Source organism: Thioalkalivibrio sp. ALE21, assembly GCF_003208255.1.
GTDB lineage: Bacteria > Pseudomonadota > Gammaproteobacteria > Ectothiorhodospirales > Ectothiorhodospiraceae > Thioalkalivibrio > Thioalkalivibrio halophilus.
Genome location: NZ_QKMA01000007.1, coordinates 60,446 through 86,800, shown reverse-complemented (window position 1 = coordinate 86,800; position 26,355 = coordinate 60,446). Strand labels below are relative to the sequence as shown.

25 protein-coding genes and 1 tRNA gene are annotated in these 26,355 nt (G+C 67.2%); 4 read left to right on the top strand and 22 right to left on the bottom strand.

Annotated features, from left to right (window positions below):
• Position 1: 1 nt before the first annotated feature.
• From nuoG to rlmE, 14 genes are all read right to left on the bottom strand, one after another.
• Positions 2-2,407 carry an NADH-quinone oxidoreductase subunit NuoG gene (gene nuoG, locus D893_RS07935; protein WP_110619495.1) on the bottom strand — a complete coding sequence of 802 codons (2,406 nt, stop codon included), beginning with the start codon at positions 2,405-2,407 and terminating at the stop codon, positions 2-4.
• A 34-nt stretch (positions 2,408-2,441) separates the two neighbouring features.
• Complete coding sequence (nuoF, locus tag D893_RS07930) at positions 2,442-3,722, bottom strand: NADH-quinone oxidoreductase subunit NuoF (RefSeq protein WP_018946355.1); 1,281 nt, start codon at positions 3,720-3,722, stop codon at positions 2,442-2,444.
• A 4-nt stretch (positions 3,723-3,726) separates the two neighbouring features.
• The gene (locus tag D893_RS07925; RefSeq protein ID WP_018946356.1) at positions 3,727-4,257 is read right to left on the bottom strand and encodes an NAD(P)H-dependent oxidoreductase subunit E; all 531 of its coding nucleotides are present in this window, start codon (positions 4,255-4,257) and stop codon (positions 3,727-3,729) included.
• Positions 4,257-5,510: an NADH-quinone oxidoreductase subunit D gene (locus D893_RS07920; protein WP_018946357.1), complete on the bottom strand. Its 1,254-nt coding sequence runs from the start codon at positions 5,508-5,510 to the stop codon at positions 4,257-4,259. The genes D893_RS07925 and D893_RS07920 overlap by 1 nt, the downstream gene beginning before the upstream one ends.
• Positions 5,503-6,228, bottom strand: coding sequence for an NADH-quinone oxidoreductase subunit C (locus tag D893_RS07915; RefSeq protein ID WP_110619494.1), 726 nt, complete (start codon positions 6,226-6,228; stop codon positions 5,503-5,505). Before D893_RS07915 ends, D893_RS07920 begins: the two co-directional genes overlap by 8 nt.
• Positions 6,229-6,245: 17 nt before the next feature.
• A complete protein-coding gene (locus D893_RS07910; RefSeq protein WP_018869962.1) occupies positions 6,246-6,722 on the bottom strand; it encodes an NADH-quinone oxidoreductase subunit B in 477 nt (158 codons plus the stop codon).
• Entirely contained in the window at positions 6,713-7,069 is a 357-nt protein-coding gene (locus tag D893_RS07905) for an NADH-quinone oxidoreductase subunit A (protein ID WP_018869963.1), read from the bottom strand. The genes D893_RS07910 and D893_RS07905 overlap by 10 nt, the downstream gene beginning before the upstream one ends.
• A 266-nt stretch (positions 7,070-7,335) precedes the next feature.
• Positions 7,336-7,420, bottom strand: a tRNA-Leu gene (locus D893_RS07900).
• Positions 7,421-7,438: 18 nt separating this feature from the next.
• Complete coding sequence (secG, locus tag D893_RS07895) at positions 7,439-7,825, bottom strand: preprotein translocase subunit SecG (protein ID WP_018946359.1); 387 nt, start codon at positions 7,823-7,825, stop codon at positions 7,439-7,441.
• The gene (tpiA, locus tag D893_RS07890; protein WP_018946360.1) at positions 7,822-8,586 is read right to left on the bottom strand and encodes a triose-phosphate isomerase; all 765 of its coding nucleotides are present in this window, start codon (positions 8,584-8,586) and stop codon (positions 7,822-7,824) included. Before tpiA ends, secG begins: the two co-directional genes overlap by 4 nt.
• A gap of 120 nt (positions 8,587-8,706) precedes the next feature.
• Entirely contained in the window at positions 8,707-10,047 is a 1,341-nt protein-coding gene (glmM, locus tag D893_RS07885; RefSeq protein ID WP_110619493.1) for a phosphoglucosamine mutase, read from the bottom strand.
• Between the two features lie 11 nt (positions 10,048-10,058).
• Entirely contained in the window at positions 10,059-10,943 is an 885-nt protein-coding gene (folP, locus tag D893_RS07880; RefSeq protein WP_110619492.1) for a dihydropteroate synthase, read from the bottom strand.
• A 113-nt stretch (positions 10,944-11,056) separates the two neighbouring features.
• Positions 11,057-13,021 carry an ATP-dependent zinc metalloprotease FtsH gene (gene ftsH / locus D893_RS07875; RefSeq protein ID WP_077243673.1) on the bottom strand — a complete coding sequence of 655 codons (1,965 nt, stop codon included), beginning with the start codon at positions 13,019-13,021 and terminating at the stop codon, positions 11,057-11,059.
• Positions 13,022-13,079: 58 nt separating this feature from the next.
• A complete protein-coding gene (gene rlmE / locus D893_RS07870) occupies positions 13,080-13,706 on the bottom strand; it encodes a 23S rRNA (uridine(2552)-2'-O)-methyltransferase RlmE (protein WP_018946364.1) in 627 nt (208 codons plus the stop codon).
• Positions 13,707-13,778: 72 nt separating this feature from the next.
• Here rlmE and yhbY point away from each other — a divergent pair, with 72 nt between their 5' ends.
• Complete coding sequence (yhbY, locus tag D893_RS07865; RefSeq protein ID WP_110619491.1) at positions 13,779-14,081, top strand: ribosome assembly RNA-binding protein YhbY; 303 nt, start codon at positions 13,779-13,781, stop codon at positions 14,079-14,081.
• On the opposite strand, the gene greA is transcribed toward yhbY, so the two are convergent.
• The 6 genes from greA to aroC all read right to left on the bottom strand — a co-directional run bounded on the left by greA (position 14,074) and on the right by aroC (position 22,356).
• Positions 14,074-14,553, bottom strand: a complete 480-nt coding sequence (gene greA, locus D893_RS07860; RefSeq protein WP_018869971.1) for a transcription elongation factor GreA — start codon at positions 14,551-14,553, stop codon at positions 14,074-14,076. The genes yhbY and greA overlap by 8 nt on opposite strands.
• Positions 14,550-17,786, bottom strand: a complete 3,237-nt coding sequence (carB, locus tag D893_RS07855; RefSeq protein WP_018946366.1) for a carbamoyl-phosphate synthase large subunit — start codon at positions 17,784-17,786, stop codon at positions 14,550-14,552. Before carB ends, greA begins: the two co-directional genes overlap by 4 nt.
• A gap of 73 nt (positions 17,787-17,859) precedes the next feature.
• Complete coding sequence (carA, locus tag D893_RS07850) at positions 17,860-18,993, bottom strand: glutamine-hydrolyzing carbamoyl-phosphate synthase small subunit (protein ID WP_018946367.1); 1,134 nt, start codon at positions 18,991-18,993, stop codon at positions 17,860-17,862.
• A gap of 79 nt (positions 18,994-19,072) precedes the next feature.
• Positions 19,073-19,867, bottom strand: coding sequence for a 4-hydroxy-tetrahydrodipicolinate reductase (gene dapB / locus D893_RS07845; RefSeq protein WP_026288907.1), 795 nt, complete (start codon positions 19,865-19,867; stop codon positions 19,073-19,075).
• Between the two features lie 55 nt (positions 19,868-19,922).
• Complete coding sequence (locus D893_RS07840) at positions 19,923-21,089, bottom strand: MFS transporter (protein WP_024328985.1); 1,167 nt, start codon at positions 21,087-21,089, stop codon at positions 19,923-19,925.
• Between the two features lie 139 nt (positions 21,090-21,228).
• Positions 21,229-22,356 (bottom strand): chorismate synthase, encoded by a 1,128-nt coding sequence (gene aroC, locus D893_RS07835; protein WP_110619490.1) that lies wholly within the window; start codon positions 22,354-22,356, stop codon positions 21,229-21,231.
• 127 nt (positions 22,357-22,483) lie between these two features.
• Here aroC and D893_RS07830 point away from each other — a divergent pair, with 127 nt between their 5' ends.
• Together D893_RS07830 and D893_RS07825 are read left to right on the top strand one after the other, a co-directional pair.
• A complete protein-coding gene (locus tag D893_RS07830) occupies positions 22,484-22,999 on the top strand; it encodes a heme-binding protein (RefSeq protein WP_024328987.1) in 516 nt (171 codons plus the stop codon).
• A gap of 22 nt (positions 23,000-23,021) precedes the next feature.
• Positions 23,022-23,483 (top strand): rhodanese-like domain-containing protein, encoded by a 462-nt coding sequence (locus D893_RS07825; RefSeq protein WP_024328988.1) that lies wholly within the window; start codon positions 23,022-23,024, stop codon positions 23,481-23,483.
• A gap of 22 nt (positions 23,484-23,505) precedes the next feature.
• Here D893_RS07825 and prmB read toward each other — a convergent pair whose 3' ends face one another.
• Positions 23,506-24,399, bottom strand: coding sequence for a 50S ribosomal protein L3 N(5)-glutamine methyltransferase (prmB, locus tag D893_RS07820; protein ID WP_018946373.1), 894 nt, complete (start codon positions 24,397-24,399; stop codon positions 23,506-23,508).
• A gap of 84 nt (positions 24,400-24,483) precedes the next feature.
• Between prmB and asd the strand changes: the two genes are divergently transcribed.
• A complete protein-coding gene (asd, locus tag D893_RS07815) occupies positions 24,484-25,347 on the top strand; it encodes an archaetidylserine decarboxylase (RefSeq protein WP_018946374.1) in 864 nt (287 codons plus the stop codon).
• A gap of 18 nt (positions 25,348-25,365) precedes the next feature.
• Here asd and epmA read toward each other — a convergent pair whose 3' ends face one another.
• The gene (gene epmA, locus D893_RS07810) at positions 25,366-26,346 is read right to left on the bottom strand and encodes an EF-P lysine aminoacylase EpmA (RefSeq protein WP_018946375.1); all 981 of its coding nucleotides are present in this window, start codon (positions 26,344-26,346) and stop codon (positions 25,366-25,368) included.
• Between the last annotated feature and the right edge of the window lie 9 nt (positions 26,347-26,355).

The following is a 26,355-nucleotide window of genomic DNA, read 5'->3' as shown; positions in this document are numbered from 1 at the left end:
GTCAGGCGCGTGCGAGCGTGACCGGCTCGCCCGGGGCACCAAGCGGGGCGGCGGCACCACCGGTGAGGGTGATGGCCAGGCCCGGCGGTACGGAATCGTCAAGCACAAGCGTCAGTTCGGCCTCGGCCCGGCCCTGCTGCACGCGGACGCGACTGCCGTCGGGGATCCCGCCGGCCGAGTCGGGGTGCACCTGCACCGCATTCGCCAGCTGACCCTCGGGGCTGCGCTGCAGCGGTTCGGCCCGACGCACGAGCGGATCGGTGGCGTACAGCGAACGCGAGGCGACGCGCCGCAACCCTCGTTTGCCCGGGTCTGCGATTTCCGGTTCCTCAACGTGCACACGGTTCAGGTTGACCGTGTTGTCGAAGCTGACGTCCGCGAGGAGGCCCTTCAGCTCGTCGCGCACTGCGGGCGAATCGAGGTAATCGAAGCCCTTCTGCGCGAACAGGTTGCCCAGCACGCGCCAGACCTTCCATCCCGGACGAGCCTCGCCCGGGGCGCGGCTCGCCGCGCGGAAGCTCTGCCAGCGTCCTTCGGCGTTCACGAAGGTCCCGGAGGATTCGAAGCTGGTCGCGACCGGCAGCAGAACGTCGGCCGATGCCTGCAATTCGGCGTCGGCAAACGCGGTCAGTGCGACCACGAATCCCGCCTCGCGCACTGCCTGCTGGAAAGCGACCGGATCATGTCCGTCGCGGCCGGGCTCGAGTCCGGCAACGACGAACGCGTCGCGGCCTTCGTTCATCATCTCCGGCGCCGGGCGTCCGCTGGTCTCGAGCGCCTGACCGGCCACGCCGCGATGCGGCAGCACCCCGGCCAGCCAGGCACCGGCAGCATTCGCGCCCTCGGGCATGTACCCGAGACGGGCCCCGGTATGGCGGGCGATCCAGCCGGCCAGGGCCCGCAGGGTCGCAAACGCCGGGCTGGCCATGGCGTCCGCACCCAGCAGCACGTGGCCCTGTTCCCCGTCCAGCAGCGAGCGCGCGGCCCGCTCGAACGCTTCGCGGGTATCCGGATCATCGGTCTCGGCCGACTTCACAATCTTCTCGAGGCGCGGGGGCAGGCCCTCGCCGGCCGCCGCGATCCGGCCGGCGATCCCGGCCAGGGCCATGACCTGGTCGTGCTCGTTGCCGACCAGCTGGGCCGCCACCGGGTAGGTCAGGTCCAGCAACTGGTTGTGCACCAGGGTGACCCGGGCATCGTTGTTGAGAACCGCCTTGCGCAGGCGATGCGCCAGCAGCGGCTGCTCGCGCCGCGGATTGGTGCCGACCAGCAGGATCGCATCGGCGCGGTCCAGATCGGCGATCGGGCTGCCCAGCCAGGGGAACAGGGGCGCGGCGTCGTCGTCGCGGAAATCCTGCTGGCTCATGCGATGGTCGATGTCGCGCACGCCCAGCCCGCGAAGCAGTTTCTGGCCGAGGTAGTGTTCCTCCAGCGACAGCGACGGAGAAAACAGCCCGCCGATCCGCTCGGGGGCCACCTTGCGCAGGCCTTCCACCGCATGCTGCAGGGCGGTCTCCCAGTCCACGTCCTGCCACTGCCCGTCGCGCTTGATCCGCGGAGTGGTCACGCGGTCCTCCGCATACAGCCCCGCGTAGGAGAAACGGTCCCGGTCCGAGATCCAGGTCTCGTTGACCGCTTCGTTGTCGCGCGGGACCACCCGCATCACGCGCCCGTCATAGGTATGGGCGGCAATGTTGGAACCCACCGCGTCGTGCGGGGCAATACTGGGGGCCTGGGCGTATTCCCAGGCACGTGCGCCGTAGCGCGACGGCTTGGCGGTGAGCGCGCCCACCGGACACAGATCGATCACGTTCCCGGAGAGCTCGTGCGCGACGGTCTTCTCGACATAGGTCCCGATCCGCATGTCTTCGCCGCGCCCGGTCGCACCCAGTTCGCGCACGCCCGCGATCTCCTCGCCAAAGCGCACGCAGCGGGTGCAGTGAATGCAGCGGGTCATCTCGGTTTCGATCAGCGGACCGATATCCTTGTCGTGCACGACCCGCTTGGCTTCGGTGTATTGCGAAACGGACTCGCCATACCCCATCGCCACGTCCTGCAGTTCACACTCGCCGCCCTGATCACAAATCGGACAATCCAGCGGGTGATTGATCAGCAGGAATTCCATCGTGCCCTTCTGCGCGGAAATGGCGAGGGGCGACTGAGTGTACACCTTCATGCCGTCCATCACCGGCGTGGCACAGGCCGGCAGCGGCTTGGGCGCTCGCTCGACCTCCACCAGGCACATCCGGCAATTGGCGGCCACGGACAGTTTCTTGTGATAGCAGAAGCGCGGAATCCGGATATCGGCCTCGTCCGCAACCTCGATGAGCATGGTGCCCTTGGGCGCCTGCAAGGTCTGCCCGTCGATCTCGACGGTGACCAGATCCTGTGGCTGATCCTGACTCATGTTCGATTCCTGCTGCGTGTGCGCGACGGGGCGATCAGGCGGCGCTGGCCACCGGGCTCCGGCCGTGCTGGATGTAGTGTTCGAATTCGTGACGGAAATGCTTCACGAAACTGCGCACCGGCATCGCGGCGGCATCCCCCAGGGCGCAAATGGTGTGCCCCTCGATCTTGCTCGCGACGTCGTCCAGGCGTTCCAGGTCCTCGGGACGACCCTTTCCTTCCACGATGCGGGTCAGCATGCGGTACAGCCACCCGGTGCCCTCGCGGCACGGCGTGCACTGGCCGCAGGATTCCGAATAATAGAAGCGCGAGATCGTCTGCAGCGCCTTCACCATGTCGGTGGTCTCGTCCATCACGATCACCGCGCCGGAGCCGAGCATGGATCCGGCCTGGGTAATGGAGTCGTAATCCATGTTGGTCTGCAGCATCGTGTCGCCCGGCACCACCGGCACGGACGAACCGCCCGGGATCACCGCCTTGAGCTGGCGGCCATCGAGCACGCCACCGGCCATCTCCAGCAGTTCCCGAAACGGCATACCCAGGGGCACTTCGAAGTTGCCGGGTTTGTTGACGTGTCCGGACACAGAGAACAGTTTCTCGCCGCCCGATTTGGGCACGCCCAGGTCCGCGAACCACTGTCCGCCGTTGCGAATGATCGACGGGATGGAGGCGAGCGACTCGGTGTTGTTGACCGTCGTCGGCTTCCCGTAGACCCCGAAGTTCGCCGGGAATGGCGGTTTGAAGCGCGGCTGCCCCTTCTTGCCCTCGAGCGACTCCAGCAACGCGGTTTCCTCGCCGCAGATATAGGCGCCCGCGCCCAGCGTCGGATACAGATCGAAGTCCACGCCCGAGCCAAGGATATCCTTCCCGAGGTAGCCGGCCTCGTAGGCCTCCTTCAGGGCGGCCTCGAAGCGCGTATTGACCTCGTCCATGAACTCGCCGCGCATGTAGTTGTATCCCACCGTTGCGCCGATCGCGTAACCCGCGATCGCCATGCCCTCGATCAGCGCATGGGGGTTGTACATCAGGATCTCGCGATCCTTGCAGGTGCCGGGCTCCGATTCGTCCGAGTTGCAGACGATGTATTTCTGGCCCGGAGAATTGCGCGGCATGAACGACCATTTCATCCCGGTCGGGAACCCCGCGCCTCCGCGGCCGCGGAGGTTGGAGGTCTTGACCTCCTCGATCACGTCTTCCGCGGCCATCTTGCCGCCGAACACCTTTTCCAGCGCCTGGTATCCGCCGACGCTGCGATAGGTCTCGAGCGACGACGGGTCATCCAGGTAGCGGGTCGCGAAACAGATCTGGTTGGCCATCGTTTCAGGACTCCAGGCCGTCGAGAATCTCGTCCACGCGCTCCGGCGTCAGATTCTCGTAATAGACGTGGTTCACCTGCATCATCGGCGCCCCGCAACACGCGGCGAGGCATTCTTCTTCCTTCTTCAGGTAGAACTTCCCGTCGGGCGTGGTTTCGCCCAGGGTGATGCCGAGCCGGTTTTCCAGATGCTCGATAATCCCGGCCGAGCCGCGCAGACTGCAGGAGATGTTGTTGCACACCGCAATGGTGTGCTTGCCCACCGGCTCGAGTTCGAACATCGAATAGAACGAACCCACCTCGTAGACGGCGATGGCCGGCAGCCCCAGGTAGTCGGCAACCGCGTCCATCTTCGCGGTGGAGACATAGCCGTCCTCGTGCTGGACCACCCGCAGCGCGGCGAGTACCGCCGAGCGCTTCTGGTCCTCCGGATAGCGGGCCAGCCAGTGATCGATCTCCTCGCGCTCGTGGTCGCTCAGGTCGACCTTGTGCTCGGCCGGCTTGTGAAAGGCAACGGGTTTGGGTTCGGCAGCCATCAGCGATCAATCTCCCCGAAGACGATATCCTGGGTTCCGATAATGGCCACGACGTCGGCCAGCATGTGGCCGCGCGCCATCTCGTCCAGGGCGGAAAGGTGGACAAAGCCCGGCGGGCGCACCTTGAGGCGATACGGTTTGTTGGCGCCATCCGACACCAGATAGCAGCCGAACTCGCCCTTGGGATGCTCGATGCCGGCGTAAGCTTCGCCCTCCGGCAGGCACATCCCTTCGGTAAACAGCTTGAAGTGATGGATCAGCGATTCCATGTCCGCCTTCATCTCTTCGCGCTTCGGCGGCGTGATCTTGTGATCCTCCAGCAGCACCGGGCCGGGATTCCTGCGCAGCCAGTCGACGCACTGCCGAATGATGCGGTTGGACTGGCGCATTTCTTCCATGCGCACCAGGTAACGGTCGTAGCAGTCCCCATTGACCCCGACCGGGATGTCGAAATCCAGCTGGTCATAGACCTCGTAGGGCTGCTTCTTGCGCAGATCCCATTCCACCCCGGATCCGCGCAGCATCGGTCCGGTGAATCCGAGCTGCTTCGCCCGGTCGGCATCCACCACGCCGATACCAACCGTACGCTGTTTCCAGATCCGGTTGTCGGTCAGCAGGGTCTCGTATTCGTCCACGCAGCCCGGGAAGCGCTCGGTGAACGACTCGATGAAGTCCAGCAGCGAACCCTGACGATTGGCATTCAGCTCGTCGACCGTTTCCTGCGACTTCCAGGCCGACGGCTGGTATTTCGGCATGGTGCCCGGCAGGTCGCGGGCCACACCGCCGGGACGGTAATAGGTCGCGTGCATGCGCGCACCCGAGACCGCCTCGTAGCAGTCCATCAGGTCCTCGCGCTCGCGGAACGCGTACAGGAACACCGTCATCGCGCCGATATCCAGGGCGTGCGCACCCAGCCACATCAGGTGATTCAGGATGCGGGTGATCTCGTCGAACATCACCCGGATGTACTGCGCCCGCAGCGGCGCCTCGATCCCGAGCAGACGCTCCATGGCGAGCACGTAACCGTGCTCGTTGCACATCATGGACACGTAGTCCAGACGATCCATGTAGCCGATCGACTGGTTATATGGCTTGCTCTCGGCAAGTTTCTCGGTCCCCCGATGCAGCAGGCCGATATGCGGATCGGCGCGCTGCACCACCTCGCCGTCCATCTCCAGGACCAGCCGCAGCACGCCGTGCGCGGACGGATGCTGGGGGCCGAAGTTCAGGGTGAAATTGCGAATCTCAGGCATGATCGGCTCCTTCCGCCGGCGCGTCGCCATCGGTGTAGCGATGGTCGTCGCGGATCACCTTCGGCACCAGCACGCGCGGCTCGATAGTCACCGGCTGGTACACCACGCGAGCCTGCTCGGTGTCGTAGCGCATCTCTACGTGCCCGATCAGAGGGAAGTCCTTGCGGAACGGATGGCCGACAAAACCGTAGTCGGTCAGGATACGACGCAGGTCCGGATGCCCCGAGAACAGGATCCCGAACAGATCGAAGGCCTCGCGTTCGAACCAGTTGGCCGACGCCCAGACGTCCACCAGCGACTCCAGCTCCGGGAATTCATCATCCGGCAGCCAGGCACGCATGCGCAGGCGACGATTGTTCTGCACCGACAGCAGATGGACCACCACGGCGAAGCGCGGACCGTCCCAGCACGATTCGCCGGGCGCATCATCGAACGTGAACCGGCCCGAGGTGGCGGACTGGACGCCCCGACTGAAACCCTCACTGGAGGCATCATCGGTGGCCCATTCGGTCTGTCCGTACTCGAGATAGTCCACGCCGCACAGGTCGATCAGGATGTCGAATCCGAAATCCTCGTCGTCGCGCAGGGTCTCGGCGATCTCGCGCCAGGCGTCCACCGGTACTTCAATGGTTGCCTCGCCGTTGACCACCCGCACTCCGTCCAGGCGTTCGCCCAGCTTCGCGCGCAGCACGTCAATCCAGGTCTGTTGTTCAGCCATCTGCCACCCCGGGTCGCTCAGCGCGCGATCGTGTTCGTGCGCCGGATCTTGTTCTGAAGCTGGATGATGCCGTAAAGCAGAGCCTCGGCCGTCGGCGGACAGCCCGGCACGTAGATGTCCACCGGCACGATGCGGTCGCAACCCCGAACCACGGCATACGAATAGTGGTAGTACCCGCCGCCGTTGGCACAGGAGCCCATGGAGATCACCCAGCGCGGTTCCGACATCTGGTCGTACACCTTGCGCAGCGCCGGTGCCATCTTGTTGACCAGCGTACCCGCCACGATCATCACGTCGGACTGACGCGGACTCGGACGGAATACCACTCCGAACCGGTCCATGTCGTAGCGCGCGGCACCCGTGTGCATCATCTCCACCGCGCAGCAGGCCAGGCCGAAGGTCATCGGCCACAGGGAGCCGGTGCGGGCCCAGTTGATGAGCTTGTCAGCCGAGGTGGTGACGTAGCCCTTTTCCAGAACGCCTTCTATTCCCATTCCAGCGCCCCCTTCTTCCATTCGTAGACAAAGCCGACTACCAGAATCAGCAGAAACAGCGCCATCGCAAGAAGCCCGAACAGGCCTACGGCATCGAGGGAGACGGCCCAGGGAAACAGAAAGGCGATCTCGAGATCGAAGATGATGAAAAGGATGGCGACCAGATAGAACCGAACGTCGAACTTGAGGCGCGAATCCTCGAACGCCTCGAAGCCGCATTCATACGGCGAATCCTTGGCGGCATCCGCCTTGCGGGGCCCCACGGCCATGCCGATCACCAGCGGCACGATACCGATCACGATGCCTACTGCAATGAACAGCAGGATGGGCAGATATCCTTCCAGCATGTCTCTCTCCCGTACGCCGCCTCGGGCGGGCAGGTCCACGGGTCGGCCGAACAGGAGGGCCGGACCATGGGCGGTTCAGCGTTGCTGGGTGAATGCGCCGGGGCCGCGGCCCTCGGGCGATCGGGCCGGTGCGCTCACCGGTGAGGCAGTCTAGGTGAAGCCGGAAAACGGTGTCAAGCTCACATAAAACGCCAAGTTATTGTTTATAAAGGCTTTACAATAAAAAGGTTCCGCCCGGACCTCCGGACGGAACCTTCCCTGAAAAATGGTGCAGATGGTGGGACTCGAACCCACACGGCTTGCGCCACTACCCCCTCAAGATAGCGTGTCTACCAATTCCACCACATCTGCGTATTCCTGACTGAAGCCCTATTGTGGCACGTCCTGCGGCCGCGAGGGCGGATCCGCCGGCTCGTCGGCAGGGGAATCGTCCGGCGCCATGCCCGGAACATCCCCGATCGGGATATCGTCCTCGACCGCCTCTTCGGGCGTCGGTTCATCCATCAGGCTGCGCGCCTCGGGTTCCGACGCAGCGATATAGGCCAGCGCCAGCCCGTTGATGAAAAACACCGCGGCCAGAAAGGCCGTGGCGCGGCTCAGGAAGTTGGCCGACCCCTGGGCACCGAACACGGTGGCCGAAGCCCCGCTGCCAAATGCGGCCCCGGCATCCGCGCCCTTGCCGTGCTGCATCAGCACCAGCGCGATGATGGAGATCGACACCACCACCTGAACGACCAGGAGGATCCCGTAGATCATTCGCCCGCCCCGGTCGCGGCCCGCGCAATCCCGGCGAAATTCGCGGCATCCAGCGAGGCTCCGCCCACCAGGCCGCCATCGATGTCATCGTGCGCCAGCAGCCCGGCGGCGTTGTCGGCCTTCATCGAGCCGCCATACAGGATCCGCAGGTCGGCAGCCACGCGCGGATCGCGGCCGGCGACCCGGTTACGGATGAACGCATGCACCTCGGCCGCCTGCTCCGGGGTGGCCGTCAGGCCGGTGCCGATCGCCCAGACCGGCTCGTAGGCGATCACGGCGCGGTCCAGCGATTCGACTCCGGCGGCATCCAGCACGGCATCGAGCTGCTCGCCCACCACCGCTTCGGTGCGGCCGGCTTCGCGCTCTTCCTTCTGCTCGCCCACGCACAGGATCGGGGTCACGCCGGCGGCCAGGGCCGCCTGATACTTGGCCGCCACCCAGGCGCTGTCCTCGGCCTGGCGGTCGCGGCGCTCGGAGTGCCCCACGATCACGTAACGGCAGCCCACATCCTTGAGCATGGCCGCGGCGACCTCGCCGGTGTAAGCGCCGGAAGCCTGATCGGAGCAGTCCTGCCCCCCGACCTCAATGGGGCTGTCGGCCAGGGCCTCGACCACTTCGGGCAGATAGACCGCAGGCGGGCACACGGCCAGCTCGACGCCGGCCAGCCCGTCCAGCTCCGACTGGAGCGCGGACAGAAGCTCGCGATTGGCGTCGCGGGAGCCGTTCATTTTCCAGTTTCCGGCGACCAGCGGCTTGCGCATGCGGTGGTTCCTCCTGCGATGGCCAGGGTTCCATGATTGAGCGGCGGGATGTTACCGGCGCGTTCCCGGCAAATCAACCGACCACCCGGGCGCCGCGTCACGCACACCGGGTGGCGGGAGTCAGGCGACCGCGCGGATCGCGTCCGCAATGCGTTCCGCGGCAGCCTGCGTGGCGCCTGCGTCTTCCGCCTCGACCATGACGCGGATCAGGGGTTCCGTGCCCGACGGTCGCAACAGCACCCGGCCGCGGCGACCCAGCTCGGATTCCACTTCGGCCACGGCGGCGCGGACCGGCGGCGCATCCAGACGCTCGTCTGCTCCCTCGTCCAGGCGCACGTTGACAAGGGCCTGCGGGAACTGCGGGATGGCCGCGGCCAGTTCGGCCAGGGACCGGCCGCTGCGCTGCATCAGGTGCGCGATCTGCAGTCCGGCCACGGTGCCGTCACCGGTGGTGGTGTGATCCAGACAGATGATATGTCCGGAACTCTCACCGCCCAGCAACCAGCCGTAGCGCCGCAGTTCCTCGAGGACATAGCGGTCCCCCACCCGCGCGCGCACGAACGGCACTCCGACCTCCGCCAGCGCGTTTTCCAGGCCGAGATTGGTCATCTGGGTGCCGACCACGCCACCGCCCAGCGTACCCAGGTGCAGGCGTTCCAGGGCGAGGATCCCGAGGATGCGATCACCGTCCACGATCTGGCCGGCAGCGTCCACCAGGATCACGCGGTCACCATCCCCGTCCAGAGCGATGCCCAGATCGGATCCCGTCGCGCGTACACGTTCCGCGAGGCGGTCGGGGTGCAATGCCCCCACACCCTCGTTGATGTTGTAGCCATCGGGCGCGGCACCGGTCAGTTCGACCTCCGCCCCGAGCTCCTCGAACACATGCGGCGCGACGTTGTAGGTCGCCCCGTGGGCACAGTCGAGGACGATGCGCATGCCGCGCAATTCGGACCGCGCGGGTATGGCGCTCTTGCAGAATTCGACATAGCGCCCGGCAGCGTCGGAGATGCGTACCGCCTTGCCCAGGCGCCGCCCGTCGATGGCCTGCGCGGGTTCGTCGAGGCGCGCCTCGATCGCGGCCTCCACCGCGTCGGGCAGCTTGTCGCCCTCCGGGGTGAAAAACTTGAACCCGTTGTCATTGAACGGGTTGTGCGAGGCGCTGATCACCACGCCCGCCGTCGCGCGGAAGGTCCGGGTCAGATAGGCGATGGCCGGCGTGGGCATCGGGCCCAGCAGGGCCACGTCGAGCCCGGCCGCCGACAGACCCGCCTCCAGCGCCGATTCGAACATGTAGCCGGAGACCCGGGTATCCTTGCCGACCAGCACCGGCCCCTGGGCATGTCCGTTCTCGCCCAGGATCTCGCCCACGGCGTAGCCCAGGCGCAGGGCAAACTCCGGCGTCATCGGCCATTCGCCGGTTCGCCCGCGGATGCCGTCGGTCCCGAAATAACGTCCCATGCGGTTCCTCCCTAAGACATGACCCCGTCAGTACCGCGGGGATCCAGCGCGGAGTATATCGCGAGGGCGTCCGCCGTGGCCGCGACGTCGTGCACACGCAGGATGCGCGCCCCCTGCTGCGCGGCGAGCAACGCGGCGGCCACGCTCCCGCTGCCACGCTCCGCCACCGGCCGCTGTCCCAGCAGGGCCCCGATCATCGACTTGCGCGAGACCCCGACCAGCACTGGCCAACCATCACCGACCAGGTCCGGGAGATGGCGAAACAGTTCCAGATTGTGCTCCAGCGTCTTGCCGAAACCGAAGCCCGGATCCACCACCAGCCGGTCCGGCGGCACCCCCGCGGCCTGCAGTGCACTGCAGCGTGCGTCGAGGAACGCCCGGACCTCGGCGGTCACGTCGCCGTAATGCGGGGCGTGCTGCATGGACTGCGGCTCGCCCTGCATGTGCATCACGCACAGGGCCACGCCGTGCTCCCGGGCGGCCGCCACCGCCTCCTCCTCGGCGCCCGGCCGACGGAAGGCATTCACGTCGTTGAGCATGGCCGCGCCCGCCCGCACCGCGTCGCGCATGATCTCCGGCTTCATGGTATCGACCGAGACCGGCAAGGAAACCTCCGCCGCCAGCGCCTCCAGCACCGGCAGGACACGTCGACGTTCTTCCGCGAGCGACACCGGTTCGGCCCCCGGGCGGGTAGATTCCCCGCCCACGTCGATCAGATCCGCGCCCTCGTCCTGCATCTGCCGCGCACGGGCCACGGCCCGATCCACGCGGTCATGTGCGCCACCGTCCGAGAAGGAATCCGGCGTCACGTTGAGGATACCCATCACCCGCGGGCGATCGAAGGCCAGCGGACCGGCCGGGCCATACAGCAGTGTGGGTGCCGTTGGAACCGTCATCAGTCCTCCCATGAAAGCGAAACACGGCAACAGAAAAGGCCGCCGCGACAGAGCCACGGCGGCCATGATGATGCGCGGGCAGCCCCCCGGAGTGCGGCGGAGCCGAACGTCGATCAGGACTGCGGCGCGGGCCCGCCGACCACCCCGCGGTCGCTGTCGCTGTCGCGAGAATCGTCAGAGCCGTCCCCGGCCTCGCCTTCACCGGCCGGAGTGCCGGCATCGTCGCCGCCGGAGGAACCATCGTTCCAGTCGGCGGGTTCACGCGGCTCGCGACCGGCCATGATGTCCCCGATCTGCTTGTCGTCGATGGTCTCGTACTTCATCAGCGCGCCCGCCATCGCGTGCAGCTTGTCGAGATTGTCTACCAGGATCTGACGCGCATGGTTGTAATGGGTATCGATAATCTTGCGCACTTCCTCGTCGATCGCGTTGGCGGTGTCGTCCGACATCTGCTTCGGCTTGCCCATCGACGGTCCGAGGAAGGACTGCTGTTCGTCTTCGCCATAGTCCAGCGGTCCCAGCTTCTCCGACAGGCCCCACTTGGTCACCATGTTGCGCGCGATCTGCGAGGCCTTCTCAATGTCGTTGGATGCCCCCGTGGTCACCGATTTCTCGCCGAAGATGATCTCCTCGGCCAGGCGCCCGCCGAACAGGCTGGCGATCTGGCTCTCCAGCTTGGTCCGGGAGTGACTGTAACGATCCTCCTCCGGCAGGAACATGGTGACACCCAGTGCCCGGCCGCGCGGAATGATGCTGACCTTGTACACCGGGTCGTGCTCGGGGACCGTCAGCCCCACGATCGCGTGCCCGGCCTCGTGATAGGCGGTCAGCTTCTTCTCGTCCTCGGACATCACCATGGAGCGGCGCTCGGCGCCCATCATGATCTTGTCCTTGGCGCGTTCGAAGTCGCTCATGTCCACCAGGCGCTTGCCGGCGCGGGCAGCGAACAGCGCCGCCTCGTTGACCAGGTTGGCCAGGTCCGCACCGGAGAAGCCCGGCGTGCCGCGCGCGATCTTGTGCGGGTTCACGTCTTCCGCGATCGGCGTCTTCTTCATGTGCACGTTGAGGATCTGCTCGCGACCGCGCACGTCCGGCGGCGGCACCACGACCTGACGGTCGAAGCGGCCCGGACGCAGCAGCGCCTGGTCCAGCACGTCGGGACGGTTGGTCGCGGCGATCACGATCACGCCCTCGGTGCCCTCGAAGCCATCCATCTCGACCAGCAGCTGGTTGAGGGTCTGCTCGCGCTCGTCGTGACCGCCACCGCCCATGCCGCCGCCGCGCTGACGCCCGACGGCGTCCAGCTCGTCGATAAAGATGATGCACGGGGCGTTTTTCTTGGCCTCGGCGAACATGTCGCGCACGCGCGAGGCGCCCACGCCCACGAACATCTCGACGAAGTCGGAGCCCGAGATGCTGTAGAACGGCACCTTGGCCTCTCCGGCGATCGCCTTGGCCAGCAGGGTCTTCCCGGTACCCGGGGAGCCGACCATCAGCACGCCGCGCGGGATCTGGCCGCCGAGCTTCTGGAACTTGCCCGGGTCCTTGAGGAAGTCGACCAGCTCCACGACCTCGTCCTTGGCCTCGTCGCAGCCGGCCACGTCGGCGAAGGTAACCTTCACCTGATCCTCCGACATCAGCTTGGCCTTGGACTTGCCGAAGGACATCGCGCCCTTGCCGCCAGCACCACCGCCCTGCATCTGCCGCATGAAGTAGATCCACACGGCGATCAGCAGCAGGATCGGGAACCAGCTGATGAGGATACTCATCAACAGGCCGCGCTCGGCCTCCTCCTCGGCGTTGATCTCCACGTTGTGGTTGAGGAGATCGCCGATCAGCCCCGAATCGTTCGGGTTGACGGTGGAGAAGCGCTCTCCGTCGGCCATCTGCCCGGAGATCTTGTCACCTTCGATGGTGACGCTGTCCACGCGACCGCTCTGCACCTGCTGGATGAACTCCGAGTAGGTGATGCTGCGCGTCGCCTGCTGCTCGGGATCGGGCGCGAAATTGTTGAAGATGGACATCAGGACGACGGCAATCACCGCCCAGATGATCAGATTCTTTACCAGGCCATTCAAAACGACACCTCAAAAGCTGTGCTGGGCCGAACGCGTATGCGTGGATACTAATGGATCGTTACACATCCCGTGGGTTCCGCGCCAATACGTACACTTCGCGTGAGCGGGGCCGCGACGCCTTCGGCTTGCGCACCTTCACCTGTGCGAAACACCGGCGCAGCTCCGCAAGGTAGGCATCCGAGCCTTCCCCCTGGAACAGCTTGACCAGAAACGCGCCATTCGGTTTCAGGACGCGCAGCGCCAGATCCAGCGCCAGCTCGCACAGATGGATCGAACGCGGCTGGTCAACGGCATCCGTACCGGTAAGGTTGGGGGCCATGTCGGAAAGCACAAGATCCGCACCCTCGCCGCCCAGGGTCTCGAGGATGCGGTCCAGCACTTCGTCCTCGCGGAAATCCCCGGTCACGACCTCCGCGCCGGGGACCGGGTCCATCGGCAGGATGTCGGAGGCGACCAGCACGCCCTTGCGCCCGACGCGCCCGGCCGCGTACTGGGTCCACCCTCCGGGGGCCGCCCCCAGATCCACCACGCGCATGCCGGGCCGCAGGAGGCGGTCGCGCTGGTCCAGCTCTTCCAGCTTGTAGACCGCACGCCCACGATACCCTTCCTGCTGCGCGCGCTGCACGTACGGGTCATCGAAATGCTCCTTCAGCCAGCGCTGACTGGAGCGCTTGCGCTTAGGCATCGCCCGCCCCCCGGTTTCGTGCCGGCGGCGGCGTGCTACACTCGTACCGTTTCAAAATGAAGCAAGCCTCCCGTGAATCTGACTGACGCGGAACGCCGCCATCTGCGCAGCCTCGCCCACCCGCGCAAGCCCGTCGTGACCCTTGGTCGCCACGGCCTGTCCGAGGCAGTGCTGGCCGAACTGGAACAGGCGCTGGCCCATCACGAACTGGTCAAGGTGAAGGTCGGGATCGGCGACCGTGACGCCCGCGCCGAGGTCATCCACGACATGTGCGAGCGCACCGGCGCGGAGCTGGTTCAGCGCATCGGCCACGTGGCCACGCTGTTCCGGCGCAACCCGGAGGCGCCGAAGGTCAGCCTCGAGCCCGTCAGTTGACGTAGCGCACCTCGAGGATCTCGTATTCCGTCTCGCCGCCGGGCGCCTGAACGGTCACGATGTCGCCCTCTTCCTTGCCGATCAGCGCCCGGGCGATCGGCGAGGACACCGAAATCATGTTCTGCTTGATATCGGCCTCGTCGTCCCCGACGATCTTGTAAGTCACCTCGCGCCCGTCCTCGGTGGCCTCCAGCACCACCGTCGTGCCGAACACCACCTTGCCGGTCTGCGGCAGGGCGGTCACGTCGATGATCTCGGCATTGGACAGGGTCGCCTCCAGCTCGCGGATCCGCCCCTCGATGAAACTCTGCTGCTCGCGCGCCGCATGGTACTCGGCATTTTCCTTGAGGTCCCCGTGCTCACGCGCCTCGGCGATCGCGTTGACCACTTTCGGCCGGTCTTCGGCCTTCAGGCGCCGCAGCTCTTCCTTCATCTTCTCGGCGCCGTTCAAGGTAAGCGGTGTCTTCTTCATGAACCCAACCCTCCTGCTCGGTTCTCCTGGTGGAGCGACTGCAAGCGGAACACCTCGCTGCCCTCCAGATGGTCCAGTGCCTGGACCGTGGCCCGGGCCCCGGCGATGGTGGTGGTATAACCCACCTTGTGCATCAGGGCCTCGCGCCGAATGGTGTAGGAATCGGCAGTCGACTGCTTGCCTTCCACCGTATTGATGATAAAGCTGACCTCGTCGTTCTTGATCATGTCGACGATGTGCGGGCGCCCCTCGGTGACCTTGTTCACGCGGGTCACGGCGATGCCCTGTTCTTCCAGCAGCCCGGCGGTGCCCCGGGTGGCCAGCACCTCGAAGCCCAGCTCGACCAGCCGCCGGGCGATCCCGGTAACCTCCGGCTTGTCGATGTCGCGCACTGACACGAAGGCCTTGCCGGTGGACGGCAGCAGAACGCCCGCACCCAGCTGGCTCTTGGCAAAGGCCTCGGCAAAACTGCGGCCCACCCCCATCACTTCGCCCGTGGACTTCATCTCCGGCCCGAGGATCGGATCCACCCCGGGGAACTTGGCGAACGGGAAAACCGCTTCCTTGACCGAATAGTAGTCGGGGAACACCGCGCCGCCGACGCCCTGCTCGGCCAGCGAGGTTCCGGCCATGCAGCGCGCGGCGATCTTGGCCAGCGGCAGACCGACGCTCTTGGACACGTAGGGCACGGTGCGCGAGGCACGCGGATTGACCTCCAGGACGTAGATGTCGTCGCCCTTGACCGCGAACTGGGTGTTCATCAGACCGACCACGCGAAGGCCCACGGCCATCTTGCGCACCTGATCCACCATGCGCTCCTGCAGCTCCAGCGACAGCGAGAACGGTGGCAGCGAGCAGGCGGAATCTCCGGAATGGACACCGGCCTGTTCGATGTGTTCCATCACCCCGCCGATGAATACGTCCTGGCCGTCGCAGACGGCGTCGATGTCGACCTCGATCGCGTCGTCTAGGAAACGGTCCAGCAGCACCGGCGCCTCGTTGGAGACCGAGACCGCGCTTTGCATGTAGCCGCGCAGGTCCTCGCGGTCACGCACGATCTCCATCGCGCGCCCGCCCAGCACGTAGGACGGACGCACCACCAGCGGATAGCCGATCTCGTCGGCCAGCTTCTCGGCCTCTTCCTCGCTGCGCGCAGTGCGGTTGGGCGGCTGCTTGAGCCCCAGCTTGTTCAGCAGGGCCTGGAAGCGCTCGCGGTCCTCGGCCAGGTCGATCGAGTCGGGGCTGGTGCCGATGATCGGGACCCCGGCATCCTCCAGGTCGCGCGCCAGCTTCAGCGGGGTCTGCCCGCCGTACTGCACGATCACGCCGGTGGGCCGTTCGGTCTCCACGACTTCCAGCACGTCCTCCAGCGTCAGCGGCTCGAAATACAGCCGGTCGGAGGTGTCATAGTCGGTGGAAACCGTCTCCGGGTTGCAGTTGACCATGATGGTCTCGTACTGGTCCTCACGCATGGCGAGTGCGGCATGCACGCAGCAGTAGTCGAACTCGATGCCCTGGCCGATGCGGTTGGGACCCCCGCCCAGCACCATGATCTTCTGCCGGTCGGTCGGCTCCGCCTCGTTCTCCTCCTCGTAGGAGGAATACATGTATGCGGTGGTGGTGGCGAACTCGGCCGCACAGGTGTCCACCCGCTTGTACACCGGGCGCACGCCAAGACGATGACGGTGCTTGCGCACGGCCTTCTCGGTCTCGTTCAGCAGCCGGGCCAGGCGCAGGTCGGAAAAACCGCGCTGCTTCAGCCGATACATCTCCTCGGCATCGATCTCACCGAGGATGCGGTCGCGCACCGCCTTTTCCAGATCCACCAGCTCCTGGATCTGCGCCAGGAACCAGGGGTCGATGGCAGTCAGTTCGAAGATGTCCTGCACGCTGAAGCCATGGCGGAAGGCGTCGGCCACGTACAGCAGCTGGTCGGGCGTCGGGTTGGCCAGTGCGGTGCGCAAGCGTTCCACCACATCCTGCGCATCGAGATCGATGCGCTCGTCCAGTCCGTCCATGCCGGTCTCCATTGAGCGCAGCGCCTTCTGCAGGGACTCCTGGAAGGTCCGGCCGATGGCCATGGCCTCGCCCACGGCCTTCATCTGCGTGGTCAGCTGCGCCTCGGCCTGGGGGAACTTCTCGAACGTAAAGCGAGGGATCTTGGTGACCACGTAGTCAATCGACGGCTCGAACGACGCCGGGGTGAGCCCGCCGGTGATCTCGTTTTTCAGCTCGTCGAGGGTGTACCCCACCGCCAGCTTGGCGGCGACCTTGGCGATCGGGAAGCCGGTCGCCTTGGAGGCCAGCGCGGAGGAACGCGACACCCGCGGGTTCATCTCGATCACGATCATGCGCCCGTTCTCCGGGTTGATCGCGAACTGCACGTTGGAGCCGCCGGTCTCCACGCCGATCTTGCGCAGCACCGCCAGCGAGGCGTCGCGCATGATCTGGTATTCCTTGTCGGTCAGGGTCTGCGCCGGGGCCACGGTGATCGAGTCGCCGGTATGGATCCCCATCGGGTCGACGTTCTCGATCGAACAGATGATGATGGCGTTGTCCGCCTGGTCGCGGACCACCTCCATCTCGAACTCTTTCCACCCCAGTGCGGATTCCTCCAGCAGCACCTGATTCACCGGCGAGAGGTCGAGCCCGTTCTTGACGATGTACTCGAACTCCTCGCGGTTGTAGGCGATGCCGCCGCCGGAACCACCAAGCGTGAACGACGGCCGGATGATCACCGGGAAGCCGATGCGCGGCTGGATCTGCTGCGCCTCTTCCCAGGAATGCGCCAGCTCCGCGGTGGGGGTGTCCAGGCCGATGTCGGCCATCGCGGCCTTGAAGTGATCGCGGTCCTCGGCCATGTCGATGGCCGCCTCGTTGGCGCCGATCATCTCCACGCCGTGCTTCTCCAGCACCCCTTCGCGCGAGAGGTCCAGCGCGCAGTTCAGCGCGGTCTGTCCGCCCATGGTCGGCAGCAGGGCATCCGGCTGCTCGGCGGCGATGATCTTCTCCACCGTCTTCCATTCGACCGGTTCGATATAGGTGGCATCCGCCATCTCCGGATCGGTCATGATGGTCGCCGGGTTGGAGTTCACCAGGATCACCCGGTAGCCCTCCTCGCGCAGGGCCTTGCAGGCCTGGGCGCCGGAGTAATCGAACTCGCAGGCCTGGCCGATCACGATCGGGCCGGCCCCGAGGATCAGGACGCTCTGGATATCGGTACGCTTGGGCATGAGGCCCTCTCGCTGGCTGTCGGGTCAGGATTCGGGTTCGGCGGACGGCACGCGGGACGCGCCGCCGGGATTCTCAGGCGCGGGCGGCGCGCATCATCTCGACGAAATCGTCGAACGCCGCGGACACGTCATGCGGCCCCGGGCTCGCCTCCGGATGGCCCTGCAGGCTGAACGCCGGACAGTCCGTCCGTGCGACCCCCTGCAGAGTACCGTCGAACAGCGAACGGTGGGTCGGCGTCAGGGTCCCGGGCAGACGGTCCTCGTCGATCGCGAACCCGTGGTTCTGCGAAGAGATCATCACGCGTCCGCTGGCCTCGTGACGAATCGGGTGGTTGGCGCCGTGGTGGCCGAATTTCATCTTCACGCTCTGCGCCCCGCTGGCCAGCCCCAGCAGCTGGTGCCCCAGGCAGATCCCGAACAGCGGCACACGGCGTTCGCAGAAACCGCGAATCGCCTCGATTGCGTAGGTGCAGGGTTCAGGGTCCCCCGGCCCGTTGGACAGGAACACGCCATCGGGGGACAGCTCCATCACCTCCTCCACCGAGGTCTCGGCCGGGACCACGGTCACCCGGCAGCCCCGGTCCACCATCATCCGCAGGATGTTCTGTTTCATTCCGAAGTCGTAGGCGACCACGTGATACTCGGCCGCGTCCGGGCTCAGCTGCCGCGGCTCCCCGCCCAGCTGCCAGGTGCCCTCCAGCCACTCGTAGCGCTTGCGCGTGGTGACTTCCCGGGCCAGGTCCATGCCCTTGATGCCGGGGAACTCGCGGGCGGCGGCCAGGGCCGCGGACTCGTCCACCTCGCCTGCCTGGATACAGCCGTTCTGCGCGCCCTTCTCTCGCAGCAGACGGGTCAGCCTGCGGGTATCAATGCCGGAAATGGCCACGATCCCGTGGCGCAGCAGGTAATCCGGGAGCGATTCGCGCGAGCGGAAATTCGACACCAGCGGCGGCACGTCGCGCACGATCAGCCCGGCGGCCTGCGCCCGCGACGACTCGTCGTCCTCCGGGTTGGTCCCTGTGTTGCCGATATGCGGATAGGTCAGGGTCACCATCTGCCGCGCATACGAGGGATCCGTCAGGATCTCCTGATAGCCGGTCATGGCGGTGTTGAACACCACCTCGCCAACCGTCTGGCCGAGGGCGCCGATCGCCTGACCATGGAACACGGTGCCATCTTCAAGGACGAGCAGGGCGGGCGCGGGCACGGGCGAACCTCCGGCAGGGGATCATCAAACGGGATGTAACAAGTGTACGCCAGGGCCCAAATCCCCGTCCAACGCGGCGTCACAGCTCGCGCAGGCCGAGGACATCCTGCATATCGAAAAGCCCGGGGCCGCGTTCGCTGGCCCACACCGCCGCACGTACCGCCCCGGATGCGAAGATCCCGCGGTCCGAGGCCTTGTGGGTAATCTCCACCCGCTCGCCCTCGCCGGCGAACAGTGCGGTGTGCTCGCCGACAATGTCGCCGCCGCGCACCGTGGCAAAGCCGATGGTGCTGCGCTCGCGCGCGCCGGTGTGACCCTCGCGGCCGTACACCGCGTCCTGCTCCAGGTCGCGCCCCAGGGTGTCGGCCACGATGCGCCCCAGGCGCAGCGCGGTGCCCGACGGGGCATCCACCTTGTGCCGGTGATGGGCCTCAAGGATCTCCACGTCAGTGCTGTCGCCCAGGGCGCGCGCCGCCAGCTCCACCAGCTTGAAGGTCAGGTTGACCCCCACGCTCATGTTGGGGGCATACACGACCGTATGCTCCGCGGCCGCCTCGCGCAGCGCCGCCTCCTGCGTCGCATCCAGGCCGGTGGTGCCGACCACCAGGGTGCGCCCCGCCCGACGGCAGATCTCGAGGTGTTCCATAGTTGCCTCGGGGCGGGTGAAATCGATCAGCACGTCGAAATCCCCGGTCACCGTGCCCAGATCCTCCACCAGGTGCACGCGGCCGGCCGTATCCACCGGCTGGCCGATGGCCTCGCTGCCGGGGCGTTCGCTGGCCGCACCCAGCTCCGCCTGCGGGTGTTCCTCCACCGCGCGCACCAGGTTCTGGCCCATGCGCCCGGCGGCGCCCGCGACTGCTACTCGGATCATGATCGTTGCGTCCTCCTGTCAGTTGCACAAAGCCTACGCGAGCCCCGGCGATGCGTCAGCCCGCCCGGGTCCGGGCCGCCACTCGCCGGTGGCGCCAGTGGCCGAACAGCGAGGCCACTACCCCGGCTGCCGCCAGCCCCGCGGCCAGCACGTAGACCGAGGCCGAGCCCACGCCGTCCCACAGATAGCCGGCGGCCAGACTGCCCAGCGCACCTCCGATGCCGAAGGCCAGCGACGAATAAAGCGCCTGTCCGCGCCCCTGCAGCCGGCCGGGGAAGAAATAATGGATCAGCGAGATCGCCGCCGCGTGATACACCCCGTAGCTGAAGGCATGCAGGGTCTGGATGAACAGCAGCATCGGCAGTGACTCCGGCACCGCCGCCAGCAGCGACCAGCGCAGCGTGGTCAGCACCAGCGCCAGGGTCACCAGGAACCACGCGCCGAAACGCAGGATCAGTCGCGGCGTGATCAGAAACAGGAACACCTCGGCCAGCACGCCCAGGGCCCACAGCTGCCCGGCCATCGAGCGGGAGAAACCCGCCTCCTCCACGTACAGGGTGAAGAATGCATAGTACGGCCCGTGACTCGCCTGCATGAAGAAACACGCCAGGAACAGCCCGATGACCTCGGGCCGCCGCAGCACGCTCCCGATCGACGGCACGTTGTTCTCGGCCACCTCGTCACGCGGCGGCTCCGGGACCTGCAGCGTGCTGGCATACAGTCCGACGAACAGCAGCAGCACCAGCCACGGGAGCCACGCGACCTCGATGTAGTCGAACAACCAGCCCAGCGAGGCCACCGCCACGATGAAGCCCACCGAGCCCCACAGCCGCACCAGGGCGTAGCGGTGGCTGTCGCGTCCCAGGGTCCGCAGGGTGGTGGCCTCGAACTGCGGCAGGATCGCGTTCCAGAAGAAGCTGAACACCGCCATCACCGCCGCCAGCCACCAGTAGCCGGAATACAGCAGCACCCCGGTGAAGGCGATCAGCCCCGCCAGCGCCCCCGAGCGCACCAGCGGCATGTGGGTGCCGGTACGATCCGCCAGCCATCCCCACACATTGGGCGCGATGATCTTGGTCGCCAGCACGATCGCCATCAGCTCGCCGATCTGCGAGCCGGAGAACCCCAGCTCGGACAGATACGGCCCCCAGTAGGGCATGAACGCCCCGATGGTGGCGAAATAGAAGAAGTAGAAGCTGGACAGGCGCAGATTGGGCGTCACGACCGGAACCACGGATAACGCTCCGTGCCGGATCCGGCACGGAGGGTGAAAACGCTGAAAGGAGCCGGGACTCGACCCCGGGCATCGACGCCGGAGGCGTGACCCCGGACTCAGGAGCCGGGGTCACGCCTCCGGCGCATTACCCGGAGCGATACCCGGACTCGGGTCCCGGGCCTTCCCCGGGATGCGGGCCGCGGTCCGGCACGTCGGCATTCTGACCGCGATGGCGCAACGCGTGATCGGCCAGCACCAGCGCCGTCATCGCCTCGGCGATGGGCGCGGCGCGGATGCCCACGCAGGGGTCATGACGCCCCTTGGTCACCACCTCCACCGGCTCGCCGGCGGTGTCGATGCTGCGGCCCGGCAGGCGGATCGACGAGGTCGGCTTGAGCGCCAGGTTCGCGCGCAGCGCCTGACCGGTGGAGATCCCGCCCAGCACGCCACCGGCATGGTTGGACAGGAAACCGTCCTCCGGGGTGATTTCGTCGCGGTGCTCGGTGCCGCGCTGGGCCACGCTGTCAAAGCCGGCCCCGATCTCCACGCCCTTGACCGCATTGATGCTCATCAGGGCGTGGGCCAGCTCGGCGTCCAGGCGGTCGAACACCGGCTCGCCCCAGCCGGCCGGGACCCCCCGGGCTTCCACCGTCACCTGCGCCCCGATGGAATCCCCCGACTTGCGCAGCTGGTCCATGAATTCTTCCAGCTCGGGGACCCGGTCGGGATCCGGGCAGAAGAACGGGTTATCTTCGGTGCGTGCGAGGTCCTTCTCCTCCAGCCCCAGCGGCCCCAGCTGCGACAGCCAGCCCTGGATCACGATGCCGTAGCGCTCCTCCAGGAAGCGCCGGGCCACCGACCCGGCCGCCACCCGCAGCGCGGTCTCGCGCGCGGAACTGCGTCCGCCCCCGCGATAGTCGCGAACGCCGTACTTGCGGTGGTAGGTGTAGTCCGCGTGTCCCGGCCGGAACTGGTCCTTGATCTCGCCGTAGTCCTTCGAGCGCTGATCGGTATTCTCGATCAGCAACCCGATGGGGGTGCCGGTGGTCACGCCCTCGAACACCCCGGACAGGATGCGCACCTGGTCCGGCTCGCGCCGCTGGGTGGTATGACGCGACTGACCCGGACGCCGCCGGTCCAGGTCCTTCTGCAGATCGGCCTCGGTGAGCGGGATCCCGGGCGGGCAGCCGTCCACGACCCCGCCCAGGGCCGGTCCGTGACTCTCGCCGAATGTGGTGACGACGAACAGTCGTCCAAAGCTGTTTCCTGACATGGCGCCAGTTTACCGCCAGCCGCCGGGGATGTCGCCCGTCCATGGAAGCGACCCGGGTACCACCACCGGAATCCGCGTCGCCGTCCTTTCGTCTATGCTCCTGTCACTCAACCGCAAGGAGTTCTCCATGACCCGTCTGCAATCGCTCCGCCGCACCGCCCTGGCCACCGTCCTGAGCGGGATGCTGGGCTTCGGCGGCTCGGCCGCGGCCGACGTCTACACCGAGCTGCCCAGCCTGAACCTGGACCTGGCCCAGGAGCTGGCGATGGCCACCGTGCAGTCCTGCCGCGACGACGGACACCAGGTCAGCGCCGTGGTGGTGGACCGCAGCGGCAACGATCGCGTCGTCATGCGCGACGACCGGGCCGCACCGCAGACCATCTCGATCGCCGGTGACAAGGCCCGCGCCTCGGTCATGTCCGGCCTGGACTCCGGTGACTTCGTGGCCAACCGCGAGGATATCCGTGACGAAATGAACAACGTCGACGGCATCCTGATGCTGGACGGGGCCATCCTGATCGAGGCCGCCGGCCGCATGCTCGGTGCGGTGGGGGTCTCCGGCGCCCCGGGCGGCGATCTGGACCGCGCCTGCGCCGAAGAAGGCATGGAGGCGATCCGGGAAGAACTGGACTTCGCCATGTAACCCTGCAACCGGAGACCATCGCATGAGCGAACATTCCGACCCGCACGGACACTCGCCGGACACCGGCGCCGACGTCCCCCGCATCCACCCGGTGGAGGCCCGGGAGCGCCTGCGCGAACGGCCCCGGGATCTGCTGGTCGATGTTCGTTCGACCATGGAGTTCCTGTTCGTGGGACACCCCGCCGGGGCGATCCACATCCCGTGGATCGACGAACCGGACTGGACGGTGAACCCGGACTTCGTGCCGCAGGTGCGCAAGCTGCTGCTGGGCGGGGCCATGGACACCGCCGAGGACGCCCCGTCGGTGTACCTGATCTGCCGCAGCGGCAAGCGTACCCTGGCGGCCGCCGAGGCCCTGCTGCAGGCCGGGGTGCACAACGTGTATTCGGTGGAAGAGGGTTTCGAGGGTCCGCTGGACGAGCAGCACCACCGTTCCACCGTGGGCGGGTGGCGTTACCACGGCCTGCCCTGGGAGCAGTGCTGATCCGCGCCCCTCCGGTGCGGCTTCAGTCCGCGGGCAGGTCCTCTGCCCGCACCACGAACACCCCGTGACCGCCGGCCTCGAAATCCAGCCACACCATCGGGATGTCGTGGAACGCATCCTCTACGGCCTCCTGGCTGTTGCCGACCTCCACCATCAGCACCCCCTCGTCGGTCAGATGCCGGCGCGCGCCGGCGAGGATGCGGCGCACGATGTCGAGACCGTCTTCCCCGGCCGCCAGCCCCAGTTCGGGTTCGTGGCGGTATTCGTCCGGGAGTTCGGCCATGTCGCGGGCGTCCACGTACGGCGGATTGGTCACGATGAGATCGTAGCGATCCTCCGGCCCCAGCCCTTCGAAGACATCGCTCTCGACCAGCCGGACCCGGTCCTCCAGCTGGTAACGCGCCACGTTGTCGCGCGCCACCGCCAGCGCATCCGGCGAGATGTCGGCCAGATCGACGCGCGCCTGCGGCAGCACCAGCGCCACGGCGATGCCGATGCAGCCCGCGCCGGTGCCCAGGTCCAGCACGCGCTCCACGGCGTCCGGATCCACCCACGGTTCGAACCCCGACTCGATCACTTCGGCGAAGGGTGAACGCGGTACCAGCACGCGCTCGTCCACGTGGAAGGGCAACCCGGCGAACCACGCCTCGCGCGCCAGATAGGCCGCCGGCTTGCGCGACTGGATGCGCTCGCGCAGCAGGCCCTCGACCCGTTCGCGCTCCGCCTCGGTCAACCGGCTGTCCCACCAGTGCGCCTCCAGGTCCAGCGGCAGGTGCAGCGCGTGCAGGGTCAGCCAGGCGGCTTCGTCAAAGGCGTTGTCGGTGCCGTGCCCGAAGGACAGCCCCGCCGCACGGAACTGCGACGCGCCGTAGCGAATGAAGTCGCGCAGGGTGAGCAAACCGGTACCGGGTTCCATTTTCACACTCCGGGAGGGGTTGAAGGGTCGTCATGATAAACCGCGACCGGCATCATGCACCCGATCCCACGCCACGAGAACCCCATGAGCGCCGTCGATCCCTGGCTTGCCCGCCTGTCCCACGCCCTGCCCCATCACGCCCTGTCGCGGCTGGTGCACCGGCTGGCCCGCATCGAGTCCCCGCGCGTGCAGCCGCTGCTGCGTGCCTTCGTGCGCCGGTTCGGGCTCGACATGAGCGAGGCCGCGGAGCCGGACATCGCCGCCTACCCCAGCTTCAACGCCCTGTTCACCCGTGCCCTGCGCGACGGGGTACGCCCGCTGGAGGGCGATCCCGCCACCGTGGTCAGCCCGGCGGATGCGCGGGTCAGCGCCAGCGGGCGCATCGAGGCCGGGCGCATCTTCCAGGCCAAGGGGCACGACTACTCGGTGGAAGAACTGCTGGGCGGCGAGAACGACCTCGCGGTGCCATTTCGCGACGGGCATTTCGTCACCCTGTACCTGTCCCCGCGCCACTACCACCGCCTGCATATGCCGCTGGACGGCACGCTAACCCACGCGATCCATGTCCCCGGGCGGCTGTTTTCGGTGGCCCCGCGTATCGTGCGTCACGTGCCGCGCATCTACGCCCGCAACGAGCGCGTGGTGGCGCTGTTCGACACCCGCTTCGGCCCTATGGCGACGGCCCTGATCGGCGCCCAGAACGTGGGCTCGATCGAGACCGTATGGGCCGGGGAGATCACGCCGCCCGCGGCCCGCGAGGCCAGCTGCGTGACCTGGCCGGAACGCGACATCGCACTGGAGCGCGGCGCGGAGATGGGCCGCTTCAACCTGGGGTCCTCGGTGGTCCTCCTGCTGCCCCCGGGCCCGCTGGAACTGGAACCGGCGCTGACGCCCGAAACCGAGGTGCAGGTTCGCAGCGCCCTGGGCCGTTACACCGGCCGGGACTGAGCCAACCCCGCGGGCACTTCAGGCGCGTCCCCAGGGGAAATCGATCACCCGCCGGATATCGTCCTCGCCCAGCAGGCGCATCAGCAGGCGGTCCACCCCCAGCGCCACCCCGGCGCAGTCGGGCAGTCCCGCCTCCAGCGCACCCTCCAGGAACGGATCGGCCGCGGGTTCCGGCTGGCCGCGCGCGCGCCGCCGCGCCCGGTCCTGCTCGCGGCGCCGGCGGAATTCCACCGGGTCGGTCAGCTCGAAGTAGCCGTTGGCCAGCTCCAGATCGCCCCAGTAGACCTCGAAACGCGCGGCACAGCCGGGACGCTCGCGACTGCGCCGCGCGAGGATCGCCTGACTTTCCGGATAGTCGTGCAGGATGGTGATACGTCCCGGCGGGAACCCGGGCACCACGCACAGCGACATCAGCGCATCCAGCCAGGCATCGCGGTCCAGTTCGCCGTGGACGGTCAGGCCGCGCTCCGCGGCCACGGCCTGCAGGCGCGCCGCGTCGTCGTTCAGCGCGTCGACGCCCAGAACCTCGTCAAGCAGGTCCGGGTAGGCGACCACCCGCGGCTCCGGGTCCGGCGCTTGCCACGCCGGGTCCGCCGCAGCGACCTCCTGCAGCAGGGTCACCACCTCGTCGGCCAGCGTCCGGTCGTCGAACCCGAGGCGATACCATTCCAGCAGGCTGAACTCGGGGTTGTGGCGGGCACCGCTTTCGCCGCCGCGGAACACCCTGGCGATCTGGTAGATGTCCCCGGAGCCGTCTGCCAGCAGGCGCTTCATCGGGTATTCCGGCGAGGTCTGCAGCCAGCCCCCCTCGCGCCCGCCGGCGCCATCGCCGGCCTGCGCATGCCAGCTCTCCATGGCGGGGTCGAGGACCGTGCCCCGGCCGAGGATCGGGGTCTCCACCTCCAGCACGCCGCGGCGCGCGAAGAAGCCCCGCAGTTCGGCCAGCAGGCGGGCCCGGGCCACGCGCGACCCGGCGGCCCGCGGCCGCCAGTCCGACACGGACGCCGG

Coding starts and splice junctions, on each gene's coding strand:
- nuoG (WP_110619495.1), bottom strand. CDS start 2,407: ATGAGTCAGGATCAGCCACAGGATCTGGTCACCGTCGAGATCGACGGG.
- nuoF (WP_018946355.1), bottom strand. CDS start 3,722: ATGGCCAACCAGATCTGTTTCGCGACCCGCTACCTGGATGACCCGTCG.
- D893_RS07925 (WP_018946356.1), bottom strand. CDS start 4,257: ATGGCTGCCGAACCCAAACCCGTTGCCTTTCACAAGCCGGCCGAGCAC.
- D893_RS07920 (WP_018946357.1), bottom strand. CDS start 5,510: ATGCCTGAGATTCGCAATTTCACCCTGAACTTCGGCCCCCAGCATCCG.
- D893_RS07915 (WP_110619494.1), bottom strand. CDS start 6,228: ATGGCTGAACAACAGACCTGGATTGACGTGCTGCGCGCGAAGCTGGGC.
- D893_RS07910 (WP_018869962.1), bottom strand. CDS start 6,722: ATGGGAATAGAAGGCGTTCTGGAAAAGGGCTACGTCACCACCTCGGCT.
- D893_RS07905 (WP_018869963.1), bottom strand. CDS start 7,069: ATGCTGGAAGGATATCTGCCCATCCTGCTGTTCATTGCAGTAGGCATC.
- secG (WP_018946359.1), bottom strand. CDS start 7,825: ATGATCTACGGGATCCTCCTGGTCGTTCAGGTGGTGGTGTCGATCTCC.
- tpiA (WP_018946360.1), bottom strand. CDS start 8,586: ATGCGCAAGCCGCTGGTCGCCGGAAACTGGAAAATGAACGGCTCCCGC.
- glmM (WP_110619493.1), bottom strand. CDS start 10,047: ATGGGACGTTATTTCGGGACCGACGGCATCCGCGGGCGAACCGGCGAA.
- folP (WP_110619492.1), bottom strand. CDS start 10,943: ATGACGGTTCCAACGGCACCCACACTGCTGTATGGCCCGGCCGGTCCG.
- rlmE (WP_018946364.1), bottom strand. CDS start 13,706: ATGCCTAAGCGCAAGCGCTCCAGTCAGCGCTGGCTGAAGGAGCATTTC.
- greA (WP_018869971.1), bottom strand. CDS start 14,553: ATGAAGAAGACACCGCTTACCTTGAACGGCGCCGAGAAGATGAAGGAA.
- carB (WP_018946366.1), bottom strand. CDS start 17,786: ATGCCCAAGCGTACCGATATCCAGAGCGTCCTGATCCTCGGGGCCGGC.
- dapB (WP_026288907.1), bottom strand. CDS start 19,867: ATGATCCGAGTAGCAGTCGCGGGCGCCGCCGGGCGCATGGGCCAGAAC.
- aroC (WP_110619490.1), bottom strand. CDS start 22,356: ATGTCAGGAAACAGCTTTGGACGACTGTTCGTCGTCACCACATTCGGC.
- D893_RS07830 (WP_024328987.1), top strand. CDS start 22,484: ATGACCCGTCTGCAATCGCTCCGCCGCACCGCCCTGGCCACCGTCCTG.
- D893_RS07825 (WP_024328988.1), top strand. CDS start 23,022: ATGAGCGAACATTCCGACCCGCACGGACACTCGCCGGACACCGGCGCC.
- prmB (WP_018946373.1), bottom strand. CDS start 24,399: ATGGAACCCGGTACCGGTTTGCTCACCCTGCGCGACTTCATTCGCTAC.
- asd (WP_018946374.1), top strand. CDS start 24,484: ATGAGCGCCGTCGATCCCTGGCTTGCCCGCCTGTCCCACGCCCTGCCC.